This window comes from Actinophytocola sp. (assembly GCF_009379765.1).
Classification (GTDB): Bacteria; Actinomycetota; Actinomycetes; order Mycobacteriales; family Pseudonocardiaceae; genus Actinophytocola.
Genome location: NZ_WHTD01000267.1, coordinates 1 through 6,956, shown reverse-complemented (window position 1 = coordinate 6,956; position 6,956 = coordinate 1). Strand labels below are relative to the sequence as shown.

General features: G+C 72.6%; 7 protein-coding genes and 1 pseudogene. 3 read left to right on the top strand and 5 right to left on the bottom strand.

Annotated features, from left to right (window positions below; translation table 11 throughout):
• Positions 1–830: hypothetical protein (locus GEV28_RS41495; protein WP_291419744.1), on the top strand; the 830-nt coding region annotated here is incomplete at its 5' end.
• Positions 831–935: 105 nt separating this feature from the next.
• On the opposite strand, the gene GEV28_RS41490 is transcribed toward GEV28_RS41495, so the two are convergent.
• A complete protein-coding gene (locus GEV28_RS41490; RefSeq protein WP_291419743.1) occupies positions 936–1,412 on the bottom strand; it encodes a hypothetical protein in 477 nt (158 codons plus the stop codon).
• A 145-nt stretch (positions 1,413–1,557) separates the two neighbouring features.
• Here GEV28_RS41490 and GEV28_RS41485 point away from each other — a divergent pair, with 145 nt between their 5' ends.
• Both GEV28_RS41485 and GEV28_RS41480 read left to right on the top strand, forming a co-directional pair.
• Entirely contained in the window at positions 1,558–2,166 is a 609-nt protein-coding gene (locus GEV28_RS41485; RefSeq protein WP_291419741.1) for a TetR/AcrR family transcriptional regulator, read from the top strand.
• Between the two features lie 107 nt (positions 2,167–2,273).
• Positions 2,274–2,834: pseudogene (locus GEV28_RS41480) on the top strand (peptidylprolyl isomerase); the annotation flags it as partial.
• 56 nt (positions 2,835–2,890) lie between these two features.
• On the opposite strand, the gene lipB reads toward GEV28_RS41480, so the two are convergent.
• The 4 genes from lipB to GEV28_RS41460 form a co-directional block, all read right to left on the bottom strand.
• Positions 2,891–3,625 carry a lipoyl(octanoyl) transferase LipB gene (lipB, locus tag GEV28_RS41475; protein WP_291419739.1) on the bottom strand — a complete coding sequence of 245 codons (735 nt, stop codon included), beginning with the start codon at positions 3,623–3,625 and terminating at the stop codon, positions 2,891–2,893.
• A 39-nt stretch (positions 3,626–3,664) separates the two neighbouring features.
• Positions 3,665–4,552, bottom strand: a complete 888-nt coding sequence (locus tag GEV28_RS41470) for a TIGR01777 family oxidoreductase (protein ID WP_291419737.1) — start codon at positions 4,550–4,552, stop codon at positions 3,665–3,667.
• Positions 4,552–6,252, bottom strand: coding sequence for a 2-oxoglutarate dehydrogenase, E2 component, dihydrolipoamide succinyltransferase (gene sucB, locus GEV28_RS41465; RefSeq protein WP_291419735.1), 1,701 nt, complete (start codon positions 6,250–6,252; stop codon positions 4,552–4,554). Before sucB ends, GEV28_RS41470 begins: the two co-directional genes overlap by 1 nt.
• Positions 6,253–6,344: 92 nt before the next feature.
• On the bottom strand, positions 6,345–6,956 hold a 612-nt coding region (locus tag GEV28_RS41460), incomplete at its 5' end, for an FAD-dependent oxidoreductase (protein ID WP_291419733.1).

The window sequence follows — 6,956 nt, the reverse complement described above, 5'->3', positions numbered from 1 at the left end:
TGAGTGCGGTCGCGCTGCCGCCCCTGCTGTCCTGGCACGAGTTCGTCGATGCCGCGCGGGCGCAGGAGACCATCCACGGCGACGGGCGGCACGGCGCGTCCGGGTGGTGTGGCGGCACCTGGACCGAGGCGCTCGCGCTGGCCGTCGACGGGTGGCCGATGGCGTTGCGGGACACCGACGTCACCGTCGGCGCGTTGCGGGAGCGGGCGGGGCTCGGGGTCACCGCCACGACGCTGGAGCCGACCTGGGACCTGACCGGCAGCGAGGTCGACGTCGGCGCCTACCTCGCCGGCGTGCCCGAGTGCATGGTCGACGCGACGCCGCGGCGGACGTCGACCCGCGGCCGGGTCGTCACGTTCGTCGTGCCGGCGACCTACACGAACACGACACCGCACGAGCTGGTGCGCAACCGCGGGTTCGCGCTCGCCGCGTTGTCCGCGGCGATCATCGAGGCCGGGCACAGCGTCGAGATCTGGTCCGGCTGGGCGTGCATGCTCGGCGCGGACCGGTACACGGCGATGGCCCGCGTCATCTCGGCCGGGGAGCCGCTCGACGTCGGCCGGCTGATCTTCGCGGTCGCGCACCCGCTGATGTGCCGGCGGCTGTGGTTCGCCGTGTGGGACGCCCAACGGGAGTCCGTGGCCCGGCGGATGTGCAAGGCCGACTACGGCCGCCCGCCCTACCACTGCCTGCCCGAGGACCTTCCCGACGAGGTCACCGACCCCTACGTGTTCCCGTACCTGCGCCCGGACGATCCACAGTGGACGGATCTGGACGCCGCGCTCGACTGGTGCCACACGATGTTCGTCGACCTGGGCCTGCTCACCTAGTGTCGCGTGATCCTGTTCCTTTGCGTCCGCTGTGGATCCACGTGGTTCCTTGCCAGGAGCCACGTGGATCACGAATCCCATCGACCAAGACCCACGAGACACGACCTAAGCGGTCGGGACCAGGCGGCGCAGCAGGCGTTCCACCGGGTTGCGCCGGACCGTCCGCTGTGGGCCGCTGCGCACCAGGGCCAGGAACGCGGCGCCGACCGCGGCCTGCTCGTCCGGCCCGTCGCTCGGGTCGGCGAGCCCCGTGGCCGTGGCGAGCATCCGCCGCTCGGCCAACGCGGCGGCACGCAGCGCCGGCCGGTCGGCGTGCTCGTCCAGCACGCGGCGCAGCGCCGGGTCGGCCGCCGCGGTCTCGCGCCACGCGGCCCCCACCGCGTCGACCGGGTCCGCGCCGGCGTCCAGCGTCGCCAGCTCGACCCGGCTCGCCAACCGCAGCGCCCACCGGTGGTGCAGCGCCAGCAGCAGCTCGTCGGGTCCGTCGAACAGGTCCGGCACCACGAGCTCATCGCGTTCGAGTGCGGCGTCGACCGCCGTGTCGAGGGCGTCTCTGCGCCGGTAGAACTCGTCCCACCCCATGGTCCTCTGTCCCTTCCAGGACGGCTCGTGGCCGTGATCTCGGTCATACCGCCGGTCTTCGACATACCGGTGGTATGGTCGGACAAGGCCAACGTACCACCGGTATGTGGCGGCCGGATGTCGTACGGTTGTGAGCGTGGTGACAATGCGGTCGAGGCGCGTGGACTACACCGAGTCCACCAGGCAGGCCCTGGTCGACTCGGCGCTCGACCTGTTCACCGAGCACGGCTACGCGGGCACCTCGCTGGACGCGATCGTCAAGCGCGCGCGGGTCACGAAGGGCGCGCTGTACCACCACTTCAGCGGCAAGCAGGCGTTGTTCGAGGCGGCGTTCGACCTGGTCGAGACGGCCGCCCTGGACCGGCTGACCGCGGTGGCCGTCGACGGCGACGGCACCGCGTGGGACCGGGCGATGGAGGGCATCCAGGCCTACGTCCGGGTCTGCCTCGAGCCGTCCTACCAGCGGATCGTGATCCACGAGGCGCCGGTCGTGATGGGCTGGGAGCGGTGGCGCGAGGCCGAGGAGCACTTCAGCTACGGGCTGGTGCGTGGCACGGTCGAGGCGCTGGTCGAGTCCGGCGAGATCGAGCCGCTGCCGGTCGAGGTCACCGCGCGGGTCCTGTTCGGCGCGCTGTCCGCGGGCGCGGAGACCATCGCGAGCTCGGCCGACCCGAAGAAGGCGGCGGCCGAGGTGACCCGCACGATCGTCGCGGTGATGGAGGGCATGCGCCGCAATGCCCGGCAGCACCCGTGACCGAGCTGGAGCGGGCTTGACCCCGGCGCTAGCGTGCTGGGCATGACCCCTGCGTTGCGGCCCTTGGCTTTGCGCCGGCCGCCGCGACCGCCGCCCCGTCGGGCCGCCCGGTGCAGCGGTGCGACTACATCCCGACCCCGGACAAGCCGGCCGCGAAGCCGGTCCGGCCGCCATCGCCCCAGGCGCCCACCCGGGGCAGGCCGACCGCGGTCCTGGCGACCAACTACGGCGTGGTCGTGATCGAGCTGGACCGGGCGAACGCGCCGTGTGCGGTGCACAACCTCACCCATCTCGTCCGCAGCCTCTTCTACAACCACACCCAGTGCTGGCGGCTGACCAACAGCGCGCGGTTGGGCGTGCTGCAGTGCGGCGACATCGTCGAGGTCGAGGTGGGCGGGCCCGGCTACCGCTTCGCCGACGAGGTGACGGGCGCGGAGACCTATCCCCGGGGCACGGTCGCGATGGGCAACCAGGGCCCGGACACGAACGGCAGCCAGTTCTTCATCGTCCACTCGCACGCGAACATCGCGCCGGCGTACCCGGTGCTGGGCCGGGTCACCCACGGAATGTCCACTTTGGACAGGATCGTGGCGGCGGGCATCGAGGGCGGCGCTGAGGACGGCCTAGCGGCGCACCCGGTCCGCATCCTGTGGGCGCTGACCTGGTAGCGGGACTCGCCGGTCCTGAGTGTTGGACTCGCGGGTCCTGGGGTTGGACTCGCGGGTCAGTGGTGTTGGGCGAGCTCGAAGCTCACGCCGGGGGTCGCCGGCGTCCAGCGGGGGAGCCAGCGGTCGGCCACCGGGAGCGACCCGTCGAGCGCGGCCAGCACGTTGCGCTCGGCGAGTGGGAGGACCTCGGCCACGGTCACCTGACGACCCAGCTCCAGCGAGAGCGAGGTGACGCCGGCGTCGCGGATTCCGCACGGGATGATGCGCTCGAACGCCCCGAGGTCGGCGTCGCAGTTGATCTCGAACCCGTGCATGGTCACGCCGCGCCGCACGCGGATGCCGATGGCGGCGATCTTGCGCTCGGGCCGGTGGTCGGCGGCCAGCCACACGCCGCTGCGCCCCTCGACCCGGCCGGTGACGAGGCCGAGCTCGTCGCACACAGCGATCAGCGCCTGCTCCAGCCGCCGCACGAACTGCACGACGTCGATGGGGTCGGCGAGCTGGATGATCGGGTACCCGACGAGCTGCCCGGGACCGTGCCAGGTGATCTTGCCGCCACGGTCGACGTCGATCACCGGGGTGCCGTCGTCCGGTCGCTCGGCCGGCTCGGTGCGCTTGCCGGCCGTGTACACCGACGGGTGCTCGAGCAGCAGCAACGTGTCCGGACCGGTCCCGTCGGCCCGCGCGTCGGTCAGCGAGCGCTGGAGCTGCCAGGCCTCCTGGTAGTCGATCGAGCCGAGCTCGCGGACGTGCACAGGGGCGCTGGACGCGCGGCAGGAGACATGGGCCACGGATGCGACCCTACGCCGTCGCGACCGGGCCGGTGTCGATCACCGCTGGAGGGCCGCCGCGAGCGCGTCGTCGAGTTTCGGGTAACGGAACGTGAAGCCGTGTGACGTCAACGCCGCCGGCACGGTGCGCTGGCTGAACAGGATCTCCTCCGCGCCCTCGCCGACCGCGACCCGCAGCGCGAGCCGCGGCACGAACCATGGCGCCGGCCGCCCGAGCGCCCGGCCGAGCTCGCGGGTGAACTCGCTGTTGGGCACGGGATCGGGTGTGCACGAGTTCACCGCACCGGACAGCCCGTCGGTCTCGAGCGCGAACCGGATCGCCGCCACGTGGTCGGCCAGGTGCAGCCACGGCATGTACTGTCGCCCGTCGCCCAGCCGCGCGCCCAGCATGATGCTGAACAGCGGCCGCAGCGTCCCGAGCAGCCCGCCGCGCCGGGACAGCACGTGCCCGGCGCGCATCCGCACCACCCGCGCGCCGGCCTCGGTGGCCCGCCGGGTCGCGGCCTCCCAGTCGCGGCACAGCGCGGCCAGGAAACCCCGGCCGCTCGGGCCCGACTCGTCCGTCTCGCGGTCGCCGGTGTCGCCGTAGTAGCCGACGGCCGACGCGTTGACCAGCACCGGGATGCCCCGCTCGGCCACCGCCGCGGCCAGCACCTCGGTGGGTTCGACGCGGCTGTTCAGCAGCATCTGCTTGCGTGCGTGGCTCCACCGCCGGCTCGCGATGCCCGCCCCGCACAGGTTGACCACCGCGTCCGCGCCCTCCAGGGCGGCGTCGTCGATCCGCCCGGCCGGCGGGTCCCAGTTGCGCTCGTCCACCGCGCCCGGCCGCCGCCGGACCAGCCGGACGACCTCGTGGCCCGCCGACCGCAGGTCGCCGACCAGCGCGGTGCCGACGAGACCCGAGGAACCAGCGACCACGACCTTCATTACAGACCCAGGTCTCCCTCGAAGTTCCCTTCCTGCAGACGACTCTTGATCGTCGTGAGGAACCGGCCCGCGTCCGCGCCGTCGACCAGGCGGTGGTCGTAGGTGAGTGCGAGGTAGGCCATCGAGCGGATCGCGATGGTGTCGTTGCCGTCGGCGTCGGTGGCGACGACCGGCCGCTTCACCACCAGGCCCACGCCGAGGATGCCGACCTGCGGCTGCGGGATGATCGGCGTGTCGAACAGCGCGCCCTGGCTGCCCAGGTTGGTGAGCGTGAACGTGGCGCCGAACAGCTCGTCCGGGGTGACCTTGTTGGCCCGGGTGCGCTCGGCCAGGTCGGCGATCTTGTGCGCGAGACCCGCGACGCTCAGGTCACCGGCGTTGTGGATGGCCGGGGACAGGAGCCCGCGCTCGGTGTCCACCGCGATGCCCAGGTGCTCGGCGCCGTGGTAGGTCACCTCCTTGGTCTCGTCGTTGATCGACGCGTTCAGCTTCGGGTGCGACTTGAGCGCTTCTACCGCGGCCTTGGCGAAGAACGGCAGGAACGTGAGCTTGACGCCCTCGCGCTGCTCGAACCCCGACTTGGCGCGCGAGCGCAGCTTGGCGATCTTGGTGACGTCGACCTCGACGACCTGGGTGAGCTGCGCGGACGTCTGCAGCGACTCGACCATCCGCCGGGACACCGTCTGGCGCAGCCTGCTCATCTTCTCGGTCTTGCCCCGCAGGTCGGACTGCCGTGCGGCCGGAGCGGCGCTCCTGCTCGGCGGCGCCGCGGCGGGCGCCGGGGCCGGCTGCTTGGCGGCCTCGGCCGCGGCCAGCACGTCCTGCTTGCGGATGCGGCCGCCGACCCCGCTGCCCTTGAGGCCGGGCAGGTCGACGGCGTTCTCGGCGGCGAGCTTGCGCACGAGCGGGGTGACGTACGGGGTGTCGCCGTTGGTCCGGTCGGGGGCCGGGGCGGGCCTGGGGGCCTCCCGATTCGGCGCTTCCTGATTCGGCGCGGCTGCCGCGGGCCTCGGCGCCTCCTGCTCGGGGGCCGGGGCGGGCGCCGGCTGCTCCTGCTTCGCCGGGGCCGCGGCGCCGGAGCCGGAGCCGACGACCGCGAGCCGGCCGCCGACCTGCACGGTCTCGTCCTCGCCCGCGGTGATCTCCAGCAACGTGCCGGCCACCGGCGACGGGATCTCGGTGTCGACCTTGTCGGTGGACACCTCCAGCAGCGGCTCGTCGACCGCGACCGCGTCGCCGACCTGCTTGAGCCAGCGGGTGACCGTGCCCTCCGTGACGCTCTCGCCGAGCGCCGGCATGGTCACCGGGGTGCCCTCGCCGCCACCCGACGAGTCCGAAGTGGACTCCTCGGCCGGGGCGGGCGCGGCGGCCCGGACCGGCTCGGGTTCCGGCTCCGGCTCGGCCTGCGGCTCGGGCGCTGTCTCCGCCTCCGCACCGGAGTCGGAGTCGGAGTCACCAGCGGAGCCGTCGCCGATGACCGCCAGCTCGGCGCCGACCTCGATCGTCTCGTCCTCGTGGGCGACGATCTTCTGCAGCACACCCGCGGCCGGGGACGGGATCTCGGTGTCCACCTTGTCGGTCGACACCTCGAGCAACGGCTCGTCGACCTCGACGGTGTCGCCCTCCTGCTTCAGCCACCGGGTGACCGTGCCCTCGGTGACACTCTCGCCGAGCGCCGGCATCTGGACGGAGAAGGCCATGGTTTCGCAGACTCCTTGGTACTAAACGGCTCTGGGTTGATGTTCGCTTCGCAAGCTCCGCTCAGCGTCGATGTTCGCTTCGCAAGCTCCGCTCAGCCGTGCACGTGCAGTGGCTTGCCGGCCAGGGCGAGGAAGGCCTCGCCGAGCGCCTCGGTCTGGGTGGGGTGGGCGTGGACGAGCGGTGCCACGTCTTCGGGGTACGCCTCCCAGTTGTAGATCAACTGTGCCTCGCCGACAAGCTCGCCGACCCGCTCGCCGACCATCGTGACGCCCACCACGGGGCCGTCCGGCGCCTTGACGAGCTTGACGCCGCCCGCGGTCTTGAGGATCTGGCTCTTGCCGTTGCCGCTCAGGGCGTACGTGTATGTGTCGGCGCCACCGAACTTCTCTTTGGCCTGCGCCTCGGTGAGCCCGACCGACGCGACCTCGGGCTTGCAGTAGGTGACCCGGGGGATGCCGGCCTCGTCGATGGGCCGCGGGTCGAGGCCCGCGATCTCCTCGGCGACGAGGATGCCGTGCTGGAAGCCGCGGTGCGCGAGCTGCAGGCCCGGCACGAGGTCGCCGACCGCGAAGACGTTGTCCAGGTTGGTGCGCAGCCGGTCGTCGGCGAGGACGAAGCCGCGCTCCATGCGGATGCCGGCCTCCTCGTAGCCGTGGCCCGCGCTGTTGGGGCCGCGGCCGACGGCCACCAGCAGCGTCTCGGC

What these genes read in the sequence shown, in the direction of transcription:
- GEV28_RS41490 (WP_291419743.1), bottom strand. Translation starts at nt 1,412, where the DNA reads ATGGGGTGGGACGAGTTCTACCGGCGCAGAGACGCCCTCGACACGGCG.
- GEV28_RS41485 (WP_291419741.1), top strand. Translation starts at nt 1,558, where the DNA reads ATGCGGTCGAGGCGCGTGGACTACACCGAGTCCACCAGGCAGGCCCTG.
- GEV28_RS41470 (WP_291419737.1), bottom strand. Translation starts at nt 4,552, where the DNA reads ATGAAGGTCGTGGTCGCTGGTTCCTCGGGTCTCGTCGGCACCGCGCTG.
- sucB (WP_291419735.1), bottom strand. Translation starts at nt 6,252, where the DNA reads ATGGCCTTCTCCGTCCAGATGCCGGCGCTCGGCGAGAGTGTCACCGAG.